At 58.3% G+C, this 25,285-nt stretch carries 21 protein-coding genes and 1 tRNA gene; 4 read left to right on the top strand and 18 right to left on the bottom strand.

The window, feature by feature from the left end; all coding sequences use genetic code 11:
* Positions 1 to 21 precede the first annotated feature (21 nt).
* The 15 genes from GBCGDNIH1_RS20105 to rpmI all read right to left on the bottom strand — a co-directional run bounded on the left by GBCGDNIH1_RS20105 (position 22) and on the right by rpmI (position 16,696).
* Complete coding sequence (locus tag GBCGDNIH1_RS20105) at positions 22 to 2,838, bottom strand: class I SAM-dependent DNA methyltransferase (RefSeq protein ID WP_011632217.1); 2,817 nt, start codon at positions 2,836 to 2,838, stop codon at positions 22 to 24.
* Positions 2,839 to 2,930: 92 nt separating this feature from the next.
* Entirely contained in the window at positions 2,931 to 4,643 is a 1,713-nt protein-coding gene (mobF, locus tag GBCGDNIH1_RS20100; protein WP_025318819.1) for a MobF family relaxase, read from the bottom strand.
* Positions 4,643 to 5,017, bottom strand: a complete 375-nt coding sequence (locus tag GBCGDNIH1_RS25080; protein WP_125911016.1) for a type IV secretion system DNA-binding domain-containing protein — start codon at positions 5,015 to 5,017, stop codon at positions 4,643 to 4,645. The genes mobF and GBCGDNIH1_RS25080 overlap by 1 nt, the downstream gene beginning before the upstream one ends.
* Positions 4,921 to 6,498 (bottom strand): type IV secretion system DNA-binding domain-containing protein, encoded by a 1,578-nt coding sequence (locus GBCGDNIH1_RS25075; protein WP_253764229.1) that lies wholly within the window; start codon positions 6,496 to 6,498, stop codon positions 4,921 to 4,923. The genes GBCGDNIH1_RS25080 and GBCGDNIH1_RS25075 overlap by 97 nt, the downstream gene beginning before the upstream one ends.
* Positions 6,498 to 6,839: a hypothetical protein gene (locus tag GBCGDNIH1_RS20085; RefSeq protein WP_043454093.1), complete on the bottom strand. Its 342-nt coding sequence runs from the start codon at positions 6,837 to 6,839 to the stop codon at positions 6,498 to 6,500. Before GBCGDNIH1_RS20085 ends, GBCGDNIH1_RS25075 begins: the two co-directional genes overlap by 1 nt.
* A gap of 227 nt (positions 6,840 to 7,066) precedes the next feature.
* A complete protein-coding gene (locus tag GBCGDNIH1_RS20080; RefSeq protein WP_011632212.1) occupies positions 7,067 to 7,525 on the bottom strand; it encodes a hypothetical protein in 459 nt (152 codons plus the stop codon).
* A gap of 106 nt (positions 7,526 to 7,631) precedes the next feature.
* Complete coding sequence (locus GBCGDNIH1_RS20075; protein WP_072563944.1) at positions 7,632 to 7,838, bottom strand: helix-turn-helix transcriptional regulator; 207 nt, start codon at positions 7,836 to 7,838, stop codon at positions 7,632 to 7,634.
* 115 nt (positions 7,839 to 7,953) lie between these two features.
* The gene (locus GBCGDNIH1_RS20070; protein ID WP_011632211.1) at positions 7,954 to 9,000 is read right to left on the bottom strand and encodes a hypothetical protein; all 1,047 of its coding nucleotides are present in this window, start codon (positions 8,998 to 9,000) and stop codon (positions 7,954 to 7,956) included.
* A gap of 35 nt (positions 9,001 to 9,035) precedes the next feature.
* Positions 9,036 to 10,199, bottom strand: a complete 1,164-nt coding sequence (locus tag GBCGDNIH1_RS20065; protein WP_011632210.1) for a tyrosine-type recombinase/integrase — start codon at positions 10,197 to 10,199, stop codon at positions 9,036 to 9,038.
* Between the two features lie 137 nt (positions 10,200 to 10,336).
* Positions 10,337 to 10,426: transfer RNA gene (locus GBCGDNIH1_RS20060), tRNA-Ser, on the bottom strand.
* Positions 10,427 to 10,479: 53 nt separating this feature from the next.
* Positions 10,480 to 12,285 carry a translation elongation factor 4 gene (lepA, locus tag GBCGDNIH1_RS20055; protein WP_043452876.1) on the bottom strand — a complete coding sequence of 602 codons (1,806 nt, stop codon included), beginning with the start codon at positions 12,283 to 12,285 and terminating at the stop codon, positions 10,480 to 10,482.
* A gap of 168 nt (positions 12,286 to 12,453) precedes the next feature.
* Positions 12,454 to 14,913 (bottom strand): phenylalanine--tRNA ligase subunit beta, encoded by a 2,460-nt coding sequence (gene pheT / locus GBCGDNIH1_RS20050; protein WP_011632208.1) that lies wholly within the window; start codon positions 14,911 to 14,913, stop codon positions 12,454 to 12,456.
* Positions 14,914 to 14,916: 3 nt separating this feature from the next.
* Positions 14,917 to 15,987: a phenylalanine--tRNA ligase subunit alpha gene (gene pheS, locus GBCGDNIH1_RS20045; RefSeq protein ID WP_025318820.1), complete on the bottom strand. Its 1,071-nt coding sequence runs from the start codon at positions 15,985 to 15,987 to the stop codon at positions 14,917 to 14,919.
* Between the two features lie 132 nt (positions 15,988 to 16,119).
* Positions 16,120 to 16,479, bottom strand: a complete 360-nt coding sequence (gene rplT / locus GBCGDNIH1_RS20040; protein ID WP_011632206.1) for a 50S ribosomal protein L20 — start codon at positions 16,477 to 16,479, stop codon at positions 16,120 to 16,122.
* A gap of 13 nt (positions 16,480 to 16,492) precedes the next feature.
* The gene (gene rpmI, locus GBCGDNIH1_RS20035) at positions 16,493 to 16,696 is read right to left on the bottom strand and encodes a 50S ribosomal protein L35 (protein ID WP_011632205.1); all 204 of its coding nucleotides are present in this window, start codon (positions 16,694 to 16,696) and stop codon (positions 16,493 to 16,495) included.
* Between the two features lie 219 nt (positions 16,697 to 16,915).
* On the opposite strand from rpmI, the gene GBCGDNIH1_RS20030 reads away from it, so the two are divergent.
* Positions 16,916 to 18,196 carry a hypothetical protein gene (locus GBCGDNIH1_RS20030; protein WP_011632204.1) on the top strand — a complete coding sequence of 427 codons (1,281 nt, stop codon included), beginning with the start codon at positions 16,916 to 16,918 and terminating at the stop codon, positions 18,194 to 18,196.
* Between the two features lie 206 nt (positions 18,197 to 18,402).
* Here the strand turns inward: GBCGDNIH1_RS20030 and GBCGDNIH1_RS20025 are convergent, their stop codons facing one another.
* Positions 18,403 to 19,893 carry a glycosyltransferase family 2 protein gene (locus GBCGDNIH1_RS20025; RefSeq protein ID WP_011632203.1) on the bottom strand — a complete coding sequence of 497 codons (1,491 nt, stop codon included), beginning with the start codon at positions 19,891 to 19,893 and terminating at the stop codon, positions 18,403 to 18,405.
* A gap of 268 nt (positions 19,894 to 20,161) precedes the next feature.
* Between GBCGDNIH1_RS20025 and dapF the strand changes: the two genes are divergently transcribed.
* The 3 genes from dapF to ftsY are packed head-to-tail and all read left to right on the top strand — an operon-like array spanning position 20,162 to position 23,211.
* The gene (gene dapF, locus GBCGDNIH1_RS20020) at positions 20,162 to 20,989 is read left to right on the top strand and encodes a diaminopimelate epimerase (RefSeq protein ID WP_011632202.1); all 828 of its coding nucleotides are present in this window, start codon (positions 20,162 to 20,164) and stop codon (positions 20,987 to 20,989) included.
* Complete coding sequence (mtaB, locus tag GBCGDNIH1_RS20015) at positions 20,986 to 22,290, top strand: tRNA (N(6)-L-threonylcarbamoyladenosine(37)-C(2))-methylthiotransferase MtaB (protein WP_011632201.1); 1,305 nt, start codon at positions 20,986 to 20,988, stop codon at positions 22,288 to 22,290. The genes dapF and mtaB overlap by 4 nt, the downstream gene beginning before the upstream one ends.
* Entirely contained in the window at positions 22,291 to 23,211 is a 921-nt protein-coding gene (ftsY, locus tag GBCGDNIH1_RS20010) for a signal recognition particle-docking protein FtsY (RefSeq protein ID WP_011632200.1), read from the top strand. It abuts the gene before it with no gap.
* A gap of 15 nt (positions 23,212 to 23,226) precedes the next feature.
* On the opposite strand, the gene GBCGDNIH1_RS20005 is transcribed toward ftsY, so the two are convergent.
* Together GBCGDNIH1_RS20005 and GBCGDNIH1_RS20000 are read right to left on the bottom strand one after the other, a co-directional pair.
* Positions 23,227 to 24,375 (bottom strand): TDT family transporter, encoded by a 1,149-nt coding sequence (locus GBCGDNIH1_RS20005; protein WP_011632199.1) that lies wholly within the window; start codon positions 24,373 to 24,375, stop codon positions 23,227 to 23,229.
* Positions 24,372 to 25,244, bottom strand: coding sequence for a LysR family transcriptional regulator (locus GBCGDNIH1_RS20000; protein ID WP_011632198.1), 873 nt, complete (start codon positions 25,242 to 25,244; stop codon positions 24,372 to 24,374). The genes GBCGDNIH1_RS20005 and GBCGDNIH1_RS20000 overlap by 4 nt, the downstream gene beginning before the upstream one ends.
* Positions 25,245 to 25,285 lie beyond the last annotated feature (41 nt).

The raw sequence follows: 25,285 nt of genomic DNA, 5'->3' as shown, positions 1-25,285 counted from the left end.
TAAAATGGTATCAAGTCAAGGTTAAACAAGTGCGTCCTCTTGGCCCGGCGTGGCCATCTGGCCCGCGCGCGCCCCGCCCCGGCCTTTGCCCTTGGCGGCTTTGCCTTGCTTTGCGGTCATCTCGGTATAGAGGGCGAACAGCTTTTCCAGCCGCTCGGTGTCGTTCCTGAACCGGCGGCCGATATAGATGCGCTCCAGCACTTCATCATTGCGCTCATGAGCCGCGCGCAAATCGGCGGGCATGTTAGCCGGGTTGTACAATTCGGCAATGGTGGCGGGGAAATGCGCCTCGCGCGCCAGCAGAATCTCCTCGGCGCAACGCGTGAGGTCGGCTTTGTTCTTCTCGGTGAGCGTGGGCACGGGGAAGGTGTTCCAGCCCAACGTGTTGGAATAGCGGTATCGGGTTTCCAGCTTGCCGCAGACCGTGGCGATCCACACCAGATGCAGGCGCGAGGCGATGAGCGCCATGTTCCAGAGCGGGGCGTCGTAGAGGGCGAAGGCTTCCGTGACGATTGATCGCGGGGGCAATAATCCTGTTGGCAGATAATCCCGGCCTTCTGAACTGACCCGAGGCACGATTATGGCGCTGGTATAGTCACGTGACCTTATCTCGACGAACCTATGGGGCTTTGTCGCCCAGGCCGCAGTCGCGGCCTTTACGCTCTGGCGCCGATATTCGGCAACACGATCAAACCGTCGAACTAAGTCCTTGCTTCGGCGCGCATTCTCTATGTCGTGGTCCTGAACCCAAAAACAGTATCTCTGAATACCTTTGATAAACTCTTGAGCTCCGTATATTGGCCGCAGGAACCCGGCGCCGATGCGATCGATTGCCTCTAAATCATCGCGATCTATCAAAAGGTTTCCGCCATCCTTGGCAAAATTCCCAAGCAACATTTCCGACAATGCAGATAACGGGGTTGAAAATTCTTGGACGAATACTGTATGTCCGGACGTTAGATAGGGGGTAATCTCAGCAACATTTCGCCGTGCATCACCGAAAAAGAGAGTCTTTGGCGACTTTGTGCTACGTGAGGCAAGACCGAGAATAACACATGTTACGCCGGCATTTTTTGCAGCGAGATTTGACCACTTAAATGATGTGTGAGCAAAACGAATTTCGGCTTGGTTCATCACAAGCGGCCAAAATTGTGAGACCTGGACGCCTTGCGTAACAGAGTTGGTCGTCACAAAAGCGGCTGACCAGTTGCCAACTTTTGCGCCATATTCAACAGCCTTAAACAAAAAGCCGCAAACGTAATCGAAGGACCGCCACCGATCTGTCCGTCCCGCGAATAGCCTCTGAATATCCTGCTTTTGGTCGACGTTCTGCTTTTTGTCCCCTACATAGGGCGGGTTTCCACAAATATATGTCTCCCCACCCTCGTTTTCAAAATCGATCTGTGGTTGGTCGAGGGGGGTATGAAAGAGGTCCTCGGCATGGAGCTTCACGCCCGTCCCCGTCGAAGGGCAGACACTCAGCCAATCTAACTGAAGCGCATTTTCACAGACGATCCAGTTCTGGGCATCCAGCGGCAAAAATTCCGCCAGTGCCTCCATTTGGCCACGATAAAGCACATCGCACTGATATTCCGCGATAATCAGCGCCAGGCGCGCAATTTCCGCCGGAAAATCGCGCAGCTCGATGCCCCGGAAATTGGTCAGCGGGATTTCGGTCCGGCGCTCGGCTTCGCCCCGGCGGCGGTTGATCTCGGCCTCAATCGCCCGCATCTGCTTATAGGCGATGACCAGAAAATTGCCCGAGCCGCAGGCGGGGTCAAAAACCCGGATTTTGGCCATGCGGTTGCGCAAATTCAGCAATTTGCGCGCATTGTCCCCGGCTTCCTCCAGCCTGCCGCGCAGATCATCCAAAAACAGCGGGTTGAGCACCTTCAAAATATTCGGCACGCTGGTGTAGTGCATGCCCAAAGCGCCGCGCTCCTCGTCATCCGCCACGGCCTGGATCATGGAGCCGAAAATATCGGGGTTGATCTTCGTCCAGTCCAGGTTACCGACATAGAGCAGGTAGCGCTGGGCGATGCGGGAAAATTTCGGCGTGGCCGTGCTGCCTGAGAACAAGCCGCCATTCACATAAGGAAAAACAGCGGCCCAACGCGGGATGCCGGCAGCGGCACGCTCGGCCTCCTTGGTGTTCATGGCGCGAAACAGCATCTCGATCACCTCATGGGTGTTCGAGGCATCTTTCGCGCTCATCGTCTCGATGGTCTTGGTGAACAGCCCGGCGCCGTTGAAAATATTGGTGTCTTCAGCAAAGAAGCAGAAGATGAGACGGGCCATGAAATGGTTCATCTCATGGCGGCGCTCGGCGGTGCCCCATTCGGGGTTGTCCTTCAGCAGCTCCACATAAAGCCGGTTCAAGCGACTGGTGGCGCGGATGTCGAACGAGCTTTCCCGGATTTGGCGGACCGTGGTGATGCCGGCGAGCGGCAGGAAAAAGCCGAAATGGTTGGGAAAGTCGGGATAGGCACAGGCAATCGGGGCTTCGTCGGACGATAAATCCTCGGCTTCCAGTGTGATGCCGTCCGTGGCCAGCACAAACCGCGCCTTGGCCCGCGCGGTGGCCGGGCTGGACTTCAGGGCGGCAAAGGTCAGGGGCACTTCCCCCGGGGAGCAGACAGCGATGTGGATGTTATTGGCCTGAAGCACGCCGCCCCAAGGTCCAGCAATGTCGGACTTGTTGGACTCGCCCTTGCGCAGGCGCTTGATGGTGGTTTCCTTGTTCCCAAAGGCTTGCAGGAAGGCAAACGGGAACTCAGCCGCGTCAAACGGTTGCTCGGCCAGGGCGGTGACGGCCTGTTCAATTTCAACAGCGTTCATGCCCCATGCCTATATATATAGTCTTGATTCAAGGGGAGGCCGGGTCGCCGGAAATCCCTCCACATCGTTGGGCTAGGCTATCTGGTTTAGGCTCAAAGCGCCACACCATGAGATGCCACTGCTTTACGGTTCTGCTCGGCGCGGCTTGGCATCCCGCCGGTCAATTGAGGAGCAAGGGCGGTTTGCTTAAGGCCCGCACGCTCCAGCAGCGCGCCAACCAGCTTGCCCCGGTCATTGGTGTAGACGGCGGTGGTGTCCTTGGCGCGGGACAGCGCGACGTAGAAGCTCTTCTGGTCCAGCAGGTTCGTGGCGGCGCTATCAGCGTGGATGAATGTGCGCTCGGCGGTGCGCCCCTGGGCGGCAAAGGCAGTGGCGACATAAGAATGGGCGATATGCTGGTCTCGGGGATTATCCAGCGCCAACGTCTCTATCTTGCCCCGAGCAAGCTGGACTTTGGCCTCCCGCGTTGCCGGATCAACGGCGATGACCTCGCCCTGCTGGCCGTTGATTCGGCCCAAGACACGATCATTGCGGGTAAACTGCACTTGGTCACCCGCCCGCAGCTCGATCACCTCGCTGGTGAAGGCCTGGGAGTGTGACGCGCCCCATTGCCGCAGCCGCCAGTCGATGGCCCCGCCGTGCTGATCGGCCAGCGTCAAGGCGGCCTTTTTGGTGTCGATGCCCACCACGCGATAGGCCTGCGCCTTTGACACGCCTTTGTCGGCATAATCCTTGGCAAAGCGGATGGTATCTCCGATGGCGTAGCTGTGCGCGTCCTTGGCCTCAGCGCGCGTCAGGTCACGGGGCACCAGCCTGGCGGTCTCAACGGTGGGGCCATGCAGAGCGCCATTTTCCGCCAAGCGGTGGCGGATTTCCTTAGTCAACACATCACGCCCCTCGCGGGAAGGCTCGATCACCAGCGCTTTGCGTCTCTCTTTGGTGTCCAAACTGGCGTAATCCTGGGCGATCTGGGCAAAGCGGGCCTCGCGCGTGTCGCACTCGATGACGCGCCCGCCGCCCGCATCCAGCGCGGCAACCTGCTTCTCGGCGGCGCTGGCCTGGTCCCGGCTTTTGCCCCGCTCGGCCAGTCGCGCCTCAATGGCAGCACTACGCTGGCTGAACGCCTCCAGCGTTTCCGTGCCAATACCGGCAATCTCAAAGGTCGAATCCTTGCCGCGCTCGATTGCGTAGCCCAGGCGCTGCACCTCGGCGGCCAGTTCCTGCCGGTAGACGGCCCCCATCAGCTTCTGCATCTGGTAGAAAGCGCGCGGCTCCAGGCTGCGCCATTGCCCGGCCTTGTCGCGGGTCATGTTGAGAATGACATTATGCGTATGAAGCTGCGGGTCGAGCGCCCGGCTGGTGCCATGCCGGAAAGAGGCGATGACCAGATTGCCAGTTGCCTCCCGCCGGATGCTGCCATCCTCCCGAAGCCGCGTGGCGGTAAAATGCTGTTCCGCCAGCCCCAGGGCGGTTTTCACCGCCCGCTCATGCACGGCGATGAGGCGACGGTCGCCCGCCACCTCCGCCATGATCGACACGGATTTTGGCGCGCTGAAGGTTACATCCCAGCCGGGCCGATGCTCCCACTCGCCCTCGCGCATCGTGCCCAGGCTTTGCCCGGCGACATGGCCCTCCAGCAGACGGGCGAATTGCTCGTGGTCAACGGCCCCGGCTAAGTCCAGGACCTGCGCGCCTTGGCCCAACCATTCCGAGGGGGCGAGGCCACCCTCTGCGTAATAGTCATCTGCCTCATAGTAGCTGGCGGCCTGCCCGGCGCTGGTCAGGGCGGAGATCGTCGCTACCATCACACCGGCCCTGGCCCAAGAATTGTACCCTGCACGGGGGCGTCGGGCGTTACCGCCGCCTTGGCCGCCTGGGCTTCCTGCAATCCGCCCCAGAGCGTTTCCGCAATATCGGCGGGGATGAAGTCAGGCTGCCGGGCGGGGCCGCGCGCGATGATATGGTCATTCGTCAGCTTGATCCGCGCCACCGGCAAGCCATCGGGCAACAGCAGATAACCAGTATATTTCGGCAAGCGCAGATCGCTCTCCAGCACGGCGGGGCGCAATTCGCGCGTCGTGCTCAAGGTCCGCTGCGGTTTACCTGTATTCGGATCGAACGTCTCGCTGAAAGTGGGCACTTCCACCTCGGCGCTGCCACAATGGTCGCGGCCGCCCATTCCCGGCTGGCGTGGTCGCTCATTTGCAGGAACAACTTGGTGTTGCAGCAACCCAGGAGGGTTTCGGCGCCATCGGGGCCGTAATGTCCGCGCATCTGGCCAATCGCCTGGCACGACAAGATTATGCACGCCCCGAATTTCCTGCCTTGCGGCGCGAGGCGTTCAAGGTTTTGGACTCGGGGAAGATCGGGCAGCTCATCCAGAAGAAGCCACCCCCTGCGGGTTGTGCTGGCGGACAGGCCGAGCATGGCGCTGGCCGCGCATTCCAGCCACAGCGCCATCAAAGGCTTCATGGCCTCGAAACAATCTTCCTTCCTGGGCACGAATATCCAAGGCTTGCGGCCCTTATGCTGGTCGATGCCCTTGAAGAATTGGGAAATCGAAAAGGCTTCTTCACCGTCGCGAGGGGCCTTGCGCAGGAACATGAGCATGTTGACCGCCTTGACCAGCATGAACAGCACGCTGGCGGTGGCGCGGTCGGCATCCTTCTCGAAGGTGCGGGCCGATGACGTGTTGGCGAGCCAGCGCTCCAACTCCTTGCGCGGCATCGACTGGAGCGCGTTTAGCAAGGCTTGCAGCGTCCCGTGCCCCTCCCGCCACAGGTTGCGCATAACATTGGCCACCAGGTTGCGGGATGTTTCCAGCCAGATGTCCTTATCCTCGTCGCCGGTCTCATTGATAAGGTAGCGGGCAATCCGGTCGGCATCGGCCGGGTGGATGATCTCGGCGAAGGGACTCCAAAACACCCCCCGCTGATCGAACGGGTTCAAAATGATGTCACCGCGTGCCGGATTGTAATAATTCGCCACGAACTCGCCGCTGGTGTCGTACACCAAAGCAGCCTCGCCCCTGGCCTCGATCACGTCCAGTTGCTGCCGGAGCACCGTCGTCTTGCCGCCGCCAGTTGTGCCAATCAGGGCGGTGTGCCGGGTTTCCAATCCACTCGGCAAGGTAACACCACCAAATTGCAGGCGCGGCTCATCGCTTTCCTCGGCGGTCATGCTAGCCAGGGTTGCCTCACTGACCACGCGCGTGCCCCGCATGACCCGATCCGCCAGCCGCTCTTCTTGCTTGCGCCGCCGTCGGTCAGCGGTCAGCCAGAGGCCAGCCATTCCCCCGGCAAAGCCCAGTGCGCCACCCAGCCCGAGGGTGCGGGCAAAGCTTGCCGCATCCTGGCGCAATGGCTGGAACGCCGCCCATTCTTTGACCCCCGTGCGGCCTGCCTGACCGTTCCAGGTAATCGTCATCAAGGGGTCGGACGGCATATCTGACAAGAGAAAGCTGGTGAAGGCGGCGATGCCATATTCGGTGTCGGCCTCCATTTGTGAGGGGCTGGTAACAATTACCCCCAAGGCCAGCGCGCCAAGCAGCGCGCTACCGGCCAACACGCGGGCATTGAAGCGGAACTGAACCTGACCATCGACGCGGTCACGCGCCCGCAGGGCGGCGATATGTGCACGGTTGCTGCTGTCTTTGGACATCACGAATCTCCGGCAAGGTTGAGTTGGCGCGTGAAGGCGGCGTTGATTTCGGCAATAAGATTGACTTCATCGGTACGGGGACCAGCGGCGGCCCGGGCGTAGGTGTAGGCGGCGCACGTGGTAAACAGCGCTCGCTCAGTCAGGCGCTCGACATGGGCCAACCGGGCGGTCAACCCGCCTAGCTCTTGAGCCATCTCGGCTGCGAATTTTAGCTCTGCTTGTTCGCCGGAAAGGGAAGCAAGCCCGGCTCGCACACACTGCTGCAACAGAGCATAGGGGGTAATCTGGCGGCTTTGGGCAGCATGCCGCAGGGCTTTATCGAGCGCCAAGGGGACGCGCACGGAGTGCTGAACGCGAACTTCATGGTCCGTCCTCCCCCCGCATCCGGCGCGCATCCTCGGCCATACCTGGGATGGTGTCGGGTTTGGGACGTGCGCCATGAACGCACCCGGATCGCACCCGCAAAAAACCGCGAAGCTCAGCCGCAGGCCAGTGCGTGCGGTGTGTTCTTCTTTCCTTGCCCCGATGCGCAGCATCGGGGCTCTCGTGGAGGCAAAGCTTCCGGGGCTTACGCATCTTCTGCCCCCCGGTACTGATGTTGGGGGAGGGTTTTCCAATGACCGCGATTCGTCTCGTCTGCCCAGTTTCGGATGGTCGTTTCGATGGCCGTCTTGATGCGGTTATCGAGGTCATGGGCCTCGTCAGGCGAGAGGTGTGCGGTCAAGCCTGGCGTCTCGACCAAGCCACCCGCTGGGCGGTAGCCGCTCTCGTCTAACGTTGAAGGGCCATCGATGCGGCAGAGGGAACTCGACCCAAGGTAAACGTTAAGTGGCGGTACGTCCCAGCGTTGCCAGAGGGCGACGGCAAACCGGTAGGTCTCGCCAGTCCTGTCATCCCGGATCAGCTTCTCGATGATCGGCGTGACGAAACGGGCGATGCGGGGCGTCGTCCGCACGGTAAAACGGGCAACATCCTCGGGGAGGAACCTGACATGCAAACGGGCGATAATATTCTGGAAAACAAGCATGAAGCATCCTTTCCGCGCTAAGGGCGCGAATGCGTCGAGATCAATTTGTTAGGAAGACGACGGGCGGCTCCGGACTGCGCAAGAGCAGCGAAACCGGATCAGCCCATCAGGAATAGGTCTGGGTGGGGAGGCGTTGAAGCCATTGATGAATTTCGCCTGATCGCCAGCGGACACGTCCGCCGCCGATGACAATCGGGCAAGGCATAATTCCCTGCCTCATGAGGCGATATATTGAACTTCTGCTACGGTATCCCGTAAGACGCAGTACGTCCTCGATTGTCAGAAGGGGGTCTGGAAAGGTTTTCAAACTCATGTCGTGCTAACCCTTATCAAGTTGCACGACGATAATGCATCAAACAAAAAACCGTTCAAAATCAGTTGTTTAATGCCGTTCAACTTTGTCGAAACTTGTACGATCTTGTCTTCTCTTATTCGGTTTTGCACTGCCTTCCATCGAGAAAATAGTGCTTGAATGAGGTGCTGCCATAGGTGCCCTGGAGCAGATTCGTGAGGGACGATTTGCTCATGGCGGGTAGAGATACCCCCGGTATCCTGGGCATATTCTCGACCTCGTACTTTATCCGGTTGATCGTGAGTGTCAGCGTCTTCCTCGGGTTGCCTTCGCGCAATTCTTCGCGTCCGATGGTAAGCGCTCGCCGTAGAGCCGCCTCGTGATGCGCTGGCACCTTTTCCTTTAGAAATTGGTCGAGACCAGCCTGAAATTCTTGATAGGTCCCACCAGCCAGCCAGTCATATCGAGGGTCTTTGTTGAGATCAGGCTTCTCATGGGCCGCAACCACAACTACTTTTTCTGAAGTGACCACGGCAGAAGCCGTATCGGTAGAAGAAATTGGCTGGGTTGCATCCGCCTGCAATAGTCGCTCCGGGGCATCGAGGGTGCGAGGCACAGCTCTCGCCTTAATGTCTCCGTCATACCGGTCTCTCCACCAATAGCTGACCCACCGCCGCCTTTGCTTATACTCGGCGCCAGCAACCAGTAGGATGCGCCACTCACTTCTAAACAGATACTCTGGGACAAATCCTTTCTCAGTTTTTGCTTCCCAATCCCCGGCAGCAAGACTGTCGAACAACGGGGTGAGCGCCTCGGGATGGCACTCTTTAGGTAGCCGCAGCCAAGATTTGAACGGTTGTCTGAATTGCGCCAGTTCTGGCACACTCAGAGATATAATCGACATCAGGAGCGCTGGAATCGTGAGATTATAATATGCAACCCTGAACAACTTATACGGGTGGTACGGCGAGTGATGCAGATGAAAAAAGATATATCCAGCCAAACACGCAAGAAATACCCCTGCAAATAAGCTAGCTCCTTCAATGGATAGGAACTTTATCCAGCGTATCTTTTTTATCGCTCTCGAAGCCGCCTGTCTTAATTCAGCCTTGCCTATTGAAATACTATCCGGGGAAATGATGCGTGCCGCGATGTTGTGCAAATCATCCCATTCCGTATTCATGCAGCAAAAACCTTCTTTTGGTTGATGTAGGACGGCTATACCTTGGGTTGAGACACCTTCAAACAGCAATAATCGCCCCACGCCTCCATGAGCGCCTTCCGCTTCTCCAGCAGGTTGCCCCTCCGGTAAGCGGCTTCCACCTTGCTCCCAATGGCGTGCGCCAGGGCCATCTCGGCTATGTCGCCGTCAAAATTCGTCTCATCGGCCACCCAATCGCGGAAGGATGAGCGAAAGCCATGCGGCACGGCGGCAACCTCCATGTCGCGGCAAATCTTGGTCAGCGTCATGTCGGAAAGCGGCTTGCCGCCGCGTTGACCGGGAAATACCAACTCGCTCCGCGCCTCCCTGTAACGCTGCGCCCGCTGGAACACGCCCAGGGCGGCCGATGACAGCGGGACAACATGCTCCTTCCCAGCCTTCATCCGCTCGGCGGGGATCGTCCATAGTCCCCTGTCCAGATCAAGGTCGCCCCAGGTTGCACCGCGAATCTCGCCGGACCTGGTTGCAGTGAGAATCAGCGCCTCAAGCGCCAACCGCCCCACAGTATCCCGCTCTTTGAGCTTAGCCACGAACGCCGGAACCTCAGCGTAGGGCAGGGCCGTATGGTGCACCCCCTTGGCCTTAACCTTGGGCATCGATTTATTCATCGCCGCAATCGGTAGGGGTGTCGTCCGGTATCCCTTGCCGATTGCCCAGTCGATGACCGTGTTGATCCTCTGGCGCACGCGCCGCGCCGTCTCCGGCTTTTCCAGCCAAATGGAAATCACAGCATCCCGGACATGGTGGCCGTCAATGAGGGCAACCGATAGATCGCCCAGCGTGGGGAACGCATAGGTTTCAAGGGTGGATAGCCACTGTGCCCGGTGCTTTTGGTTCCGCCAGCTCGCCTTGTGCTCGGCAAACACCAGCGCGGCGGCTTCCTTGAAGGTGGGTATCCCGGCCTCTTTCCGCCGCTCGGCAACGGGATCAAGCCCCACCTCAACCTGTGTCCGCACCTTCGCAGCGCGCTCACGGGCCAAGGCCAGGGACACCTTCTTGGCACTCCCCAGGCCAACGTCCCGGCGCTTGCCATCCTTCTGCACGCGACAAACCCAGGACTTCCCGCCCCGGGGACTTATGACAAGGTACAGGCCGTCGCCGTCGCCATAGCGGCCCGGCTCCTTTGAGGCCTTCACGGAAGTGGCGGAAAGCTTGCCCAATATTATCCCACACTAGTTACCACATGGTGCGTGGGATACCATGCAACGGGATGCGTCGAGATGCAACAATAACACGCCAAAAATCGGCAGAAATCAGCCGATTTTCATACGCTATGATATTGGAAAATTCAGGCCGCTGGCGGAGAGAGTGGGATTCGAACCCACGGTACGCTTTCACGCACACACGCTTTCCAAGCGTGCGCCTTAAGCCGCTCGGCCATCTCTCCGGATGCCAGGGTGGGGTGCTATTACCTACCCTGAGGGGGGAATGCAAGGGGGGTCAGTTATCCATTTTCAGGGCGGCGAGGAAGGCCGATTGCGGAATCTCCACCTTGCCGAACTGGCGCATGCGTTTTTTGCCCTCTTTCTGCTTTTCCAGCAGCTTCCGCTTGCGGCTGATGTCGCCGCCATAGCATTTAGCGGTCACGTCCTTGCTCAGCGCACCCAGCGTCTCGCGGGCGATGATGCGGCTGCCGATGGCGGCCTGAATGGCGATCTTGAACAACTGACGGGGAATCAACTCCTTCAGCTTGGCGCAGATCTGTCGGCCACGGTTTTCAGCCGCACTCCGATGCGCGATGAAGCTCAGCGCATCCACAGCCTCCGCATTCACCAGAATCGAGATGCGGACCAGATCGCTCTCCTCATATCCATCCATCTGGTAATCGAAGCTGGCATAGCCGCGGCTGACTGATTTCAGGCGGTCGTAGAAATCGAACACCACCTCGTTCAGCGGCAACCGATACACGGCCATCGCCCGGTTGCCGACATAGGTCAGGTCAACCTGCTGGCCACGCCGTTCGCTGCACAGGGTCAGGATCGCGCCCAGATAATCGTCCGGCACCATGATCGTGGCCTTGATCCATGGCTCCTCGATTTTCTCGATCACGCTGCCATCCGGCATGTCGGCCGGGTTGTGCAGCTCCAGATGCTCGCCATTGGTCTTGTGGAGCTTGTACACCACCGATGGCGCGGTCGCGATCAGGTCGAGGTCGAACTCCCGGCTCAGTCTTTCCTGAATGATTTCCAGATGCAGCAGCCCGAGGAAGCCGCAGCGGAACCCGAAACCCAGTGCGGCAGAGGTCTCGGCCTCGAAATGGAAGCTGGCATCGTTCAGACGCAGCTTGCCGAGGCTGTCGCGCAGCTTTTCGAAATCATCGGCGTCGATCGGATACAGGCCGCACCACACCACCGGAATCGAGGGTTTGAAGCCTGCGAGTGGCTCGGCCGCCGGCACGCGGTCATCGGTGATGGTATCACCGACATTGGTATCGGCCACGGTTTTGATGGCGGCGTTGATATAGCCCATCTCTCCCGGATTGAGCGTCTCCACCGGCGTCATACGCGGGCTGAATACGCCCACCTGATCCACGGTGTAGGTCGCGCCGGTAGACATCATGCGGATTTTCTGGCCGCGCCGCAGCACGCCATCCTTCACCCGCACCAGAATGATGACACCCAGATAGGCGTCGTACCAGCTATCGACCAGCAGCGCCTTCAATTCGCCATTGGCATTGCCTTTCGGCGCAGGCAGGCGGGTGACCAGCGCTTCCAGCACCGTATCCACGCCGAGGCCGGTCTTGGCTGAGATCATCAGCGCGTCGGAAGCATCGAGGCCGATCACATCCTCGATCTGTTTTTTCACCCGGTCCGGCTCGGCGGCGGGCAGATCGACCTTGTTCAGCACCGGCACGATTTCGTGATTGGCATCAATCGCCTGATACACATTGGCGAGCGTCTGAGCTTCCACCCCCTGACTGGCATCCACCACCAGCAGAGAGCCTTCACAGGCCGCCAGAGACCGGCTGACTTCATAAGCGAAATCGACATGGCCCGGTGTGTCCATCAGGTTCAGCGCATAGACCAGCCCGTCCTTGGCGCGGTAGGTCAGGCGCACGGTCTGTGCCTTGATGGTGATGCCGCGCTCCCGCTCCAGCTCCATATTATCCAGGACCTGGTTGGTCATTTCGCGGTCCGACAATGCGCCGGTCAACTGGATCAGGCGGTCGGCAAGGGTCGATTTCCCATGGTCGATATGGGCGATGATCGAGAAATTGCGGATACGGTCGATGGGAATGTCGGTCATGGACGCCTGATACGCAAAAAATACCGTCCCGCGAAGCCCTGATATGGCCTTCCCGCCCGGTGATTTTCGAAGGGGAGCATGTGTTGAAAACAAAAAGCCCCGCCGGATCATCCCGGCGAGGCTTTCTGGGGAACAAAGCTTGCGCCACCCATGCGGGCGGCTGGTTTTTTAACGCAGCGTGGCTCCAACTGCTTTTCCGGCGGCTGCGACGATTTTGGCGCTGATCGCCTCGATCTCCGCATCGGTCAGGGAGCGTTCCAGCGGTTGCAGGGTCACTTCCACCCCCAGCGAGATCATCCCCTCCGGCAGTTTGTCGCCATCATAGACATCGAACAGCGATACGCGGGTGATAAGTGTGCGATCCGCCCCCCGAATGGCCCGCAGCAGGGCGTCGGCCGAGGTGCCGCGTTGGGCCAGAAACGCGAAATCGCGCGTCAGAGGCTGGAAAGGCGGCAGGGTCGGTGCGGCGCGGCGGCGGCGTTTCGGTTCAGGCACCGCCTCCAGAAACAGCTCGAAGGCGATGGTGGGAGAGGGCAGATCCATCGCTTCGATCAGCGCCGGATGCAATTCCCCAAACGTGCCGAGCACGGTTTTTGGCCCCTGCCGTACTACACCGGAGCGGCCAGGATGGTACCAGCCAGGTGCGTCGGCGGTGACGGAGAGACTGTCCATCGGCACGCCCAATGCCGAAAGAAGGCTGAACAGATAGCCCTTCGCATCCATCGCATCCAGTGAACGTGCCGGTTCCAGCCAATGCCGAGGCGTCATCCCGCCGAGGATGGCGGCCGCAACCTGACTTTGCCCGTTGGCAGAGAAGGCAGGCCCTACCTCGAACAGCGCCGCTTCCGGCAGACCGCGGGCTGCGTTGCGAGCCAGCGCCAGCGCCAGCGTTGCCACCGGTGTCGGACGCAACTGGTCAAGATCGGAGGCAATGGGATTGAGCAGGCGGAGGCTTTCCTCGGTGCCGCCGAACCGGGCGGCGACCTCATGTGCCACGAAGCTGAACGTGACGCATTCCATCAGGCCGGATGCGGCCAGTTCGCGCCGGGCCAGCGCCGCGCGGGTCTGGCGCGGCGACAATGAGGCCGCCGGTACGGCATGATCCACCGGCAGCGAGCAGGCCGGAATCGCATCCATACCGCGCAGGCGCAGCACTTCCTCGATCAGTTCGGCTTCCGGCTCGGCTTCGGCGGCGGCTTCCGCCAGTGTGGCGGCGCGCGCGGCATCGCATGTCGAGGGTAAGTCGAGCGGTGAGCGGACCGCCATATCATTACGCCAGGACGGGACCGAGACCGTCACATGCTCCGCATTTCGGGACAGGATGCCGAAACCAAGACGTTCCAGAGCCCCGACGGCTTCATCCGGAGGCACCGCCAGGCCGCCGAGTTGCTCCAGCCGGGCAAAACGCAGCGTGGCGTCGCGCTGCCAGGAGGGTTCCACTCCGGCGCTGGTGATGGCGCTGGCCTCACCGCCGCACAGGCTCAGGATCATGGCGGTGGCTGCTTCCAGAGCAGCAGGCAGCAGGGCCTGATCGACACCACGCTCGAAACGCTGCCGCGCATCGGTGCTGATCTGGTGATAACGTCCGCTGCGGGCGATCCGCACCGGATCGAACAGGGCGCACTCGATAAACACATCGGTGGTGGTCTCGGTGCAGCCGGTGCGCTCGCCGCCGGTGATGCCGGCCAGAGACTCTACGCCCGTTGCATCGGCGATCACGCAATCTTCCGCCGTGACGGTGATATCCTTGCCATTCAGGGTTCGGAAACTCTCGCCCGCGCCTCGTCGTACGGTGAGCGTATCCCCCTGCACCCGCGCGACATCGAATACATGCAGTGGGCGACCCAGATCGAAGCAGACGTAATTGGTGATATCGACAAGCGTGTTGATAGGACGCAGCCCGATGGCCTTCAGCCGTGCTGCCAGCCAGTCCGGACTCGGGCCGTTGCGCACGCCGCGTATCGTGCGGCCCAGGATGAACGGGCAGGCTTCACGATCCTCGATCGCCCAGTGAATGGCGGAGGAGGCAGAGGCTGCGACCGGAACCGGCTGGAACGGCTTCAGCCTACCGAGACCGGCGGCGGCCAGATCGCGGGCGATGCCGCGCACGCCCAGCGCATCCCCGCGGTTGGGCGTGACGCTGATCTCGATCACCGGATCATCCAGGCCGGCCAGCGCCGCATAGGGGGTGCCGAGCGGCAGATCGGGCGACAATTCGATGATGCCGTCATGCTCATCGCCGAGGCCAAGCTCCCGCGCCGAGCACATCATGCCCATGCTGGCCACGCTACGGATTTCGCCTTCCTTGATGACCATACCATTGGTGGGGACGACTGCTCCGGGTGTTGCCAGCACCACGCCGATCCCGGCACGGGCATTGGGCGCGCCGCAGACGACCTGAATCGTGCCGCGCTCCGTGCCGGTTTCGACCTGACAGACACGCAGCCGATCAGCATTGGGATGCTGCTCCGCGCTGACGATGCGGGCGATGTTGAATCCGGTCAGTGCGGCGGCACGATCCTCGATGCCTTCAAGTTCCAGTCCGATGACCGTCAGGGTCTCGGCAATACGGGACAGGGAGGCATCGGTATCCAGATGGTCCTTAAGCCAGGACAGGGTGAATTTCATGGCTCACACCCCTTCATGCAGGCTGACGGGGGCCAGCGGATTGAAACCATAATGACGCAGCCAGCGCAGATCGCTGTCATAGAACGGGCGCAGATCGGCGATGCCATGTTTCAGCATCGTCACGCGCTCCACCCCCATGCCGAACGCAAAGCCCTGCCACTCACGCGGGTCGATCCCGCAATTGGCCAGCACTTTCGGCTGTACCATGCCGCTGCCGAGGATTTCCAGCCAGTCGCCGCCACCGCCCAGCTCCCCGGTCTTGCGGTTCCAGCCGATATCCACCTCCATGGAGGGTTCGGTAAAGGGGAAGTAGCTGGCTCGGAACCGCACCGGCAGACCAGGCACGCCAAAGAAAGCGCGCAGAAAGTCGATCAGCGTGCCTTTCAGATGCCCCAGCGTGATGCCACGCCCAATGACCAGCCCCTCGCATTGATGAAACATCGGGCTGTGCGTGGCGTCATGATCAGCGCGATAGGTGCGGCCGGGTGCGATGATGCGGATTGGAGGCTCGGCATTCAGCATGGTGCGGATCTGAACCGGAGAGGTATGAGTGCGCAGCACGCGGGGGGCCGCACCTTCCTGCTCTGACGGCAGATAAAACGTGTCGTGGTCGGCGCGGGCAGGGTGGTGCGCGGGAATGTTCAAGGCGCCGAAATTATGCCAGTCCCCCTCCACATCCGGACCTTCAGCGACGCTGAACCCCATGGCACCGAAAATCGCGGTCATTTCCTCAATGGTGCGGCTGATCGGATGGATTGCGCCGGTCAGGCGTGGGCGCGGCGGGCGGGTGATATCGATGCGCTCCGCGGTCAGCCGGGCTTCCAGAGCGGCGGATTCCAGCTCTACCCGACGGGCTTCGATAGCTTCGCTCAGGGCTTCCTTGAGCCGGTTGAGCGCCGCGCCGCGCTCTTTTCGCTCTTCCGGAGTCGCTTGCCCCAGCGTTTTGAGCAAAGCGGTCAGCTTCCCGCTTTTGCCCAGCACACCGACACGGACAGCATCCCAGGCGCGCAGATCAGCGGCGTCCCGTAAAGCGGCATCGGTTTCTTCTCGCAGGGCGGTCAGATCGTCCGACATGGCAACTCCACATACGAAAAATCCGGAGCCAGGGCCCCGGATTTCAGCGGGGCCGAAACCCCATCGCTTTTTGGTATTCAAGCAGACCGAATGAAGATCATCCAGCCTGTTTCGATCACCCTGTCAGGGCGATCAGGCAGCCAGGGCGCCCTGCACCTTCTTCACGATTTCCGCAAAAGCAGCGGCGTCGTCGAAGGCAATGGCGGCCAGAACCTTGCGGTCCATGTCGATCTCGGCCTTCTTCAGCCCGTTGATGAACACGCTGTAGGTCATGCCATGCTCACGCACGGCGGCATTGATACGCTGGATCCAGAGAGCGCGGAAATCACGCTTTTTCACCCGGCGGTCGCGATACGCATATTGCAGCGACTTTTCCAGACGCTCCAACGCAATGCGGTAGTTGGTGGAGGAACGGCCGAAGAACCCCTTGGAGGCCTTCAGAACCTTCTTGTGACGGGCGTGCGTGGTAACGCCGCGTTTGACACGTGCCATGGATGCGCTCTCCTCAGTTCAGGCCGTAGGGGGCCCACTGCTTGACGGTCAGGCCGTCAGCATGGGTCAGCACCTGGCTGCCACGGTTCTGGCGCTTTGCCTTCTGGGATCGCGCGGAAAGATTGTGACGCTTCTTACCAGGACCAGCCAGCACCTTGCCGGTGGCCGTGATCTTGAAGCGCTTCTTCACAGAAGACTTCGTCTTCAGCTTGGGCATTTGATTCTCCTTCATGTTATCCAGCCCGTCGGCTGACCCTTGGATCAGGAGGAGCCACGGGTTGCTGCGGCCGGGCATGCCCATACAGGCCCAGGCGCGCGAACAGGGCGGGGACTTAGCGTGCCGGAGTGGAGATGGCAAGTGGAAAACGATGTGGCCTCTGCATGGCGATAGAGGCAAACTTAACGTTTGTGAGTGCTAGTAATATGATTCAGGACATTGGCAGATAAAAGTATTTTTTTGGGACCAAATCAGAGTGAGTTCAATTTTGTTTATTGGCAATTTGAAATTTTCACTATACTATTTGTGGAGCAATTACTACTAATTTCGGTAAAAATGAACTTTTTAATTAAAATATGGGCTCAAGGAAATCCTGGTAACATCCTTATGATGTACTTGAGTGCGCTCAAGATCAGGAAACACTTGGGGTATGGCGACATTACTAATGTCAAGATCCCAATATTCGGGATCGATCTGCCAGATATACGACTGGCAGGATGGGGACTGCATAATACAGCCTATGCAAATGGTCGTCAGGCCGGCTATGTGCCGGCTCCCGGTCTGGCGCATGCGGTCCGTCATTCGGATGCCAAATTTATCTCACTGGAGGGATATTGTCAGCATGTAAAAAACTTCCCGACCAGAGAAGAGCTTGATTACGAACAGTTTTTCTCCGCTATTCCTAACGGTGATGGGGGAGGCGATGATGAACTGGTCATCAATATCCGTGGTGGTGAAATTCTCCGCGGTATCCATCAGGATTACACGCTTCTTCCGCCGGAATATTATTATTACTTGGTTGCTAAAACCGGGAAAAAGCCGATTTTCTATGGGCAGCTTGATGAATCCCCCTATATGACCGAATTGCGGTCCTTTTTCCCTCACGCAACATTCATACAGTCTCGCGGAGTAAGAGAGGACTTTGATTTTTTGAGGAAATCAAAACATATCGTCCTTTGTATCAGCACCTTCTCATGGATGGCAGCGTGGATGTCCAATGCCACTACCATTCATTTCCCGATCGCAGGTGTCCTGAACCCGATGCAGCATACGACCAGTATGCTGCTGCCTTTGGATGATCCAAGGTATAAATTCTATATGTTCCCTGTTTATTACGGAACTCATGTCGACCAGTATCGTGACTATCTTGATCCTGTTCGTACAACTTGGCAGCCGATGGAGCCTGATAAGCTGCGGGAAATTGTACCCGACGGAGAGATGTATATCAATGATTATATTAGAAGTCTGAATATTGAGGAATATATTGAATATTATCCTGAAAAATCATCCGTTTTTGATTTGTTTGGGAATATAGGTATTTATAATGACTATATGAACAATGGCTTTTTTGATAACCGGGCGGCCTTTAAACTGGAACGCGGTTTTTACACCAGAACTTACCATCAGGTCGGGCTGGACATGTCATGCGGTCGTATCAAATCAGAGCGCGATCATTATGCAAGAATAGGACAGTATATGGGCCTTAAAAGAATGCCCTAATCATTTCTGATCAGTTTTTAGGCCAATAGTATTGATGATCCGGCAAGGTCATATTTAATTAATGACCTAAAGCGATGCTATAATATCTTACAGCATCGCTTTAAAGAAATATATTTTATTAATAGTATTTCTATCAGTTGTGTTTTTAAAAAATAAAAAATAAGTTATATCATAAATTAATAATGCAAATAATATCTGTAAATTGTTTATGTTGAATAAGGAAGTGAAAAATTCTGCATTTTATCAAGACCATATTTCGTTATTAATAATTGATAGCATATTGAAATTATGTCGCTTTCATTACTGAGGAGATTTGGATTCTGGAGCATTTGAACAAAACTGTGCTCGATATTCCGAGGTGCTTTATGGTCTTCAAGAGGAAGTAAAGAAAATTCTTCCCATGATTTGGGTTCAGTGCGTGAGCACGTCACTTTTCCGCCATGATATGGGGGTTCACAACATATGAAAAACTTGCTGTCTGGATGACGCAAGTAGAAAATACCTTCGTGATCTTTTACATTGACTCTTTCGTAGCGCAGGCATTTGCTCTTTCTGGGATCGCCATTGATCTGAAGAAGCGCTTCTTTAGCCCCTGGTACAATAAGATGGACCATGAAGGGGTGCTCCGCAAAAATTGCACCGATAACAGGAAGAATATTTTCGCCGATAGGGCCATTCCTAAAGCAGCGATTGATTGTATCATAACCTAAATCGTAGCCTTCAAACGTCTTAATTGAAAAAAAATCAATTTTGTTCTCTGCTTTTTTTTGCTGATTAATTGCAAATATGGAGACGGGAGATGATAAATTATACTTGAAAATTGCTTTTTCAAGGGGGCTATGATGTGGAAAGCTGTTGATAATGTCTGCCATCCGGGCTTTTACGACTGCCATCTGGATCTCATAAATGATCCCCTCAATCCGGGATTGGAGTTGCCCGGGATGTGGATCATAAACGGTTGCCATTTCCTGTGCTCCGAGCCAAGGCGTGATTGTCTGCGGAACATCGGGGCGTTTTTTTAACCGGGCAAGGAACTGTTCAAGGCTTCTGCACTGAAAATGCAGAATTTTTGCCCGCGTAAAATCTGCCTCTGTGCTGGTAATTCCGCGAGGATCAGCCCACGAGATTTCCTTGCCGCAGGCATTAACATAACGATATGGAGCAACCTCAAAATAATGAACATTGTCCCATTTCCCAGTCCAGGCTTTGGGTCTCAGAAGTGTTTTGACATGCCTGTTGATAGGCTGGGAGGCGGGAAAATGCTTATCAAAAGCTACAAAAGGATGCGTTTTTGGCTTGAAGAGATAATTGTTGGGTCCATAGCAGCACCAATGAATAGCTAGTGCGCCTACATCCTCTGGTCTGTCAAGAAAATGATGAAGAGTTTCATTTTCATTCAAAAATAAATATTCATCTAAATCAAAAAAACCAATCCAGTCAAATTCATCTTTATAAATATTAAGTGTTTCAATATAGCAGTTTTTTTGCCGATAAATATGATATTCATCGGTTGGAGGGACATCAATAATTCTTATATCATACCGCAGAGCGCACTCGCTCAAGATAGATCTTGATCGATCTGTAGAAGAATCATTGAACAAAATAAGTGTATCAAATCCCACATTAATATACCATGCAATCCATGATAATATATCGTGCTCTTCATTTTTAAAAATAGCAGCGACTGCGGTCTTCATCTGTGGCCTTAATCTAAAAATCTGTTAATATTACCAGTACTGCAAGACTTATTTTACTTCAAAGCATGATCGAAATTTACCACAGAGAACCGACACGATAACGCTCAAAATAATGTTTTTGCGGATAAATGACAATGCTTGATCAGAAGAGTCTGATCAGAGTCGTCTGATGGCAGATCCCATTGCCGCGCTACCCAACCAGAAAACCAGATTTTTTCTGTTATAAAAATCTCTATCCCACCCACAGCATGGCCCATATAAGGACGGCATGTTGATCGATTTCATCAAGATGCACGGGCTTGGGAATGATTTCGTCGTCTTCGATGCACGGAAGGGGCCGAGCCTTGCTCTGTCCGGCTCCCAGGCGGCAGCGATCGCTGATCGCCGTACCGGGGTGGGCTGTGACCAGTTGATCGTGCTGGAGCCATCCACGGTCGCGGATGCCTTTATGCGGATTTATAATCCGGATGGCAGTGAGTCCGGTGCTTGCGGCAACGCCACGCGCTGCGTGGCGGATTTGCTGCATCGGGATGGCATCGCCGCGCCCTGCATGGAAACCGTTGCCGGCCTGCTGCTGGCGGAGATCAATGGCAATGGCATTTGCATCGACATGGGGCAGCCAGGGCTGGGCTGGCGCGATGTGCCATTGGCGCGGGAGATGGATACGCTGTTCCTGCCGCTGGAAGCGCCTGGTTTGAAGATGCCGGCTGCCTGTTCCATGGGGAATCCCCATGCGACCTTCTTTGTAGCCGATCTGGCTGAATTGGATATTCCGGTGACCGGCCCACTGCTGGAACGTCATCCATTGTTTCCGGAGCGGGCGAATATCGGCCATGCGCAAATGCTGTCCCGCTCTCATATCCGGTTGCGGGTATGGGAACGCGGTGCCGGGCTGACTCTGGCATGCGGCACCGGAGCCTGCGCTACGCTGGTGAATGCGGTCCGGCGTGGTCTGGCGGAGCGGGAGGCTGTGGTGGAACTGGATGGCGGTCAATTGCTGATCCACTGGCGGGAACAGGATGGACACGTGCTGATGACTGGGCCGGCCGCGACAGTGTTTCATGGCCGCATTGCGCTGGAAAGCATCACGGGATGAGCCATGATGCTGACGAAGTGATACAGGATATTCCTCCGCCCCCCGTGTCGGCGTCTGAGGCGGCGGGGGTCAATATCCTGACCTTCGGCTGTCGCCTCAACAGCTATGAGAGCGAGGTCATGCGGGGGCATGCGGCGGCTCTCAGCGATACGATCATCGTCAATACCTGTGCCGTAACCGGAGAGGCGGAGCGTCAGGCGAGACAGGCTATCCGCCGGGCGCATCGTGAACGTCCCGAGGCGCAGATTGTGGTCACCGGCTGCGCTGCACAGCTCGATCCGGCACGCTGGGCCGCTCTGCCCGGTGTTACAAGGGTGTTGGGGAATGAGGACAAGCTGAAGCCGGAAAGCTGGGCACCGGATGCGCCTTCTGCCATCTCCGACATCATGCAGGCCAAGGAGACAGCCGCGCATCTGGTGACGGAATTCGCAGGCCGGGCGCGGGCTTTCGTGCAGGTGCAGCAAGGGTGTGACCATCGCTGCACTTTTTGTATTATCCCGTTTGGCCGTGGCCCCAGCCGTTCCGTGCCGATCGGTGCCATTGTCGATCAGGTGCGTCTTTTGGTCCAGCGCGGCTATCAGGAAGTCGTGCTGACCGGCGTGGACATTACCAGTTACGGCCCGGATCTTCCGGGCGCGCCGGGGCTGGGGCAGATGATGCGCCGCCTGCTGGCGCTGGTACCGGAGCTGCCGAGGCTGCGGCTCTCCTCGCTGGACCCGGAGGAGATCGACGAGGATCTGTGGCACTTGATTGCCGAGGAACCACGTCTGATGCCGCATTTGCATCTCAGCCTTCAGGCTGGCTCCGACATGATCCTGAAGCGTATGAAGCGACGTCATTCCCGTGCTGGAGCACTGGAGACCGTGGCGCGGGCGCGCCGTCTCCGGCCCGGCATTGCTATCGGTGCCGATGTCATCGCCGGGTTTCCGACTGAAACAGAGGCATTGTTCGAGGAAACGCTGGCTTTCGTGAGGGAGGCGCAGCTGCCTTTCCTGCATGTTTTTCCCTACAGCGAGCGCCCAGGCACACCTGCGGCCCGCATGCCTGCGATCCGGGTGGCGGAGCGGCGCGCGCGTGCAGCCAGATTGCGGGAGGAAGCAGCCCGGCAGGCAGAGCCGTTTTTCACCGTTCAGCTCGGCCGGACCATCAGCCTGCTGACGGAGACGGAGCAGGCGGGGCATAGCGAGCATTTCATCCCGACCCGCCTGTCCCGCCCGACGGAGCCGGGGCGTCTGATAAAAGCCATGGTGGTTGGGGCCGACCAGCGTGGTCTGGTGGCCGATGAAGTGGAGACAGCCTGAATGGCGCTCGGTTTTTTCAGCAAGCTCAAGGAAGGGCTTGCACGCAGCACGCAGAAGCTGACCACCAATCTGACCTCGGTGATCAGCCACCGCCGGCTGGACGATGCGGCGCTGGAGGAGCTGGAGGAAGCTCTGATTGCTGCCGATCTCGGTACCTCGGTTGCGGCGCGTGTGATCGAGGCTTTCCGCCGTACCCGCTTTGGCCGGGAAGTGACGGAGGAGGAGATCAAGACTGCCCTGGCCGAGGAGATTGCCCGGATCCTGCATCCGGTGGCTATTCCGCTGGAGCCTGATCTGACGCGTAAACCGCATGTTATCCTGATGGTGGGCGTGAACGGCACCGGCAAAACCACGACGATCGGCAAGCTGGCACAGAGCTGGAAAGATCAGGGGCTACGCTCCATTCTGGTGGCGGGTGACACGTTTCGTGCGGCAGCGGTGGAGCAGTTGCAGGTCTGGGGTGAGCGTGTCGGTGCGCCGGTGATCTCCGGCCCCGCCGGTGCGGATGCGGCTGGGCTGGCCTTTGATGCGCTGGCCAAGGCGCAGGCGGAGCAGGCGGATATTCTGCTGATCGACACGGCGGGCCGCCTGCACAACAAAGGCGCGCTGATGGAGGAGCTGAGCAAGATCATCCGCGTCATGCGCAAGCACGATGAAACCGTCCCTCATTCGATCCTGCTGGTGCTGGATGCCACCACTGGCCAGAACGCGGTGGAGCAGGTGCGGGTGTTCAAGGACATGGTGAACATCACCGGCCTGATCGTCACCAAGCTGGATGGCAGCGCGCGTGGCGGCATCGTCGTAGCACTGGCAGAGGATTTCGGTCTGCCGGTGCATGCGGTGGGTGTGGGGGAGAAAGCGGGCGATCTGCGTCCTTTCGACGCGATGGAGTTTGCACGCGGGTTGGTCGGGGCGGTGTAGCCTTCAGGCTGGGCATCACTTCCCTGACGCGATGCAGGGGGAGACGAACAGGGTGCCTTGCCATGCCCCGAGGAGAGTTCGGGCGCTGACCAGCAGCCACATTGCCGTGAGAATGGCGGCCAGGAAGGCGCCGATCAGGCTGAAGAACCCGGCATCAAGCATGACGCCAAGCCGGAATGTCGCCACCGTGTAGACACCGAGCGGGAAAGTATACCCCCACCAGCCGAGATTGAACGGCACCCCGGCGCGCCAGTAACGGATGGTGATCAGGGTCGCCAACATCATCCACCATAGCCCGAACCCCCAGAGCAGCAGGGCCGCCATGATACCCAGCCCCTGCACTGTCACACCGGTGGCGGCCATATGATGCTGTGCCAGAATAGCGGGCGCATCCGCACCGATCAGCAGCATTCCGAGCGCGCCGGTGCCGATTGGCCCCAAAGCCAGCCAGGAGGAGGCCGCCATACTGTCATGCGGCAGTTTGTGCAGCGCCATTCTCAGCACCAGCAGGGTCAGGATGCTGAACGCGACTGGCACCGAACAGGCCCACAGCACGCAGGATGTAACCAGCATGGTGAACTGATTCGCGCTGTCCGCCAGATGGGGGGCAAGTAGACCACCGCTGGCGCCCGCGACTTCCGCGGCCACGACAGGCAGCAGCCAGACCGCCGTCATGCCATCCAGACTGTGCTCATGGCGCGTGAACATCAGATAAGGGATGGCCACACCGCAGGCGAGCGACATGGCAACATCGATCCACCACATCATCTCGGCCACGGCTATGATGCCGGGGCCGAAGCGATCCATACCGAACGCCACACAGCCATTGATGATTGTGGCCAGTCCCATCGGGATGGTGCCGATAAACATCGAGACTGTGTTATGACCGAAAATGCGGCGTGCTTCATGCCCGAACAGTACCCAGCGTGCGGCGTAGAGCAGGGTGAACAGCATGAACAGCGCGATGTTGAGGAACCACAATGCCTCACCAACGGGTTTCAGCGTCGGGCCGATGCCCGGCACCTGCGGCAGGGTGAGCGCCAGAATACCGGTGCCCATGGTCGCGGCAAACCAGTTGGGGGTAAACTGCCTGATGATTTCCCTCGGGTGATCGAGGCGGCTGAAAGGTCTGAGACCTGAAATGACAGCCTGTAAGGTGCTCATGATTTCAGTCCCCTGATCAGATCGGTGAAGGCATCGGCGGCGCGGCTGCGAGAGCGTTCCTTGTGGCGCAGCGCATGAAACGAGCGGTCGGGCAAAACAAGCGGTAGTTCGATGAGATTACCCCCTGTCAGGGCGCGCTCCACCACCAACCTGGACAGCATGGCCACGCCGGCCCCGGCTTCGACCGCACTGCGCACGGCCTCGTTCGATGGGAGTGTCATGGCAATGGTGAGGCTGGCCGGATCAATCCCATGAGCGTTTATGATCCCGTCGCAGGTTGATCGCGTACCAGACCCCTGTTCCCGCATGATCCAGCGCGCGGTGCGCAACCACTGCGTATCGACAGGACCGGCGTTCTCGTGGCTGACCAGCACCATTGGATCGGTCGCCACCACCCATCGGGCCAGTGCAGCTTCGTCGATCATGCCCTCGATAAACCCGAGATCGGCGGAACCGTCGAGAAGCCGGGCGGCAACGCCTTCGGTATTATCAATCCCCAGTTCAAGCTCGATCTGCGGATAAAGCGTGCGGAAAGCGGCAAGGCGGGCTGGCAGCCAGTAACTGGCAATCGTCTGGCTGGCGACGATGCTCAGCGTGCCACGTGCCATGCCGGTGAACTCGGCCAGTATTTTTTCCGCATGAGCCGCCTGCCGCATGACGAGACGGGCTTCGTCCAGAAAGGCGCGACCGGCTTCGGTGAGGGTGATCCCACGTCCGATGCGATGAAACAGTGCGACGCCATAGCGCGCCTCCAGCGCGGCAATGGCGCCGGAGGCTGCGGATTGCGTGACATTCAGGGCCTCGGCTGCCCGTGTGACATGCTCACGTTCGGCAACGCCGATGAAGATACGTAACTGTTCCAGCGTCATGATCCGATCTCCCGCTGAAAAGATACAGAGATCAGATCAAT

The sequence above is a fragment of the Granulibacter bethesdensis CGDNIH1 genome (genome assembly GCF_000014285.2).
GTDB classification, from domain to species: Bacteria; Pseudomonadota; Alphaproteobacteria; order Acetobacterales; family Acetobacteraceae; genus Granulibacter; species Granulibacter bethesdensis.
The sequence above is the reverse complement of the archived record's forward strand: the minus strand, read 5'-3'. Positions and strand labels throughout refer to the sequence as shown.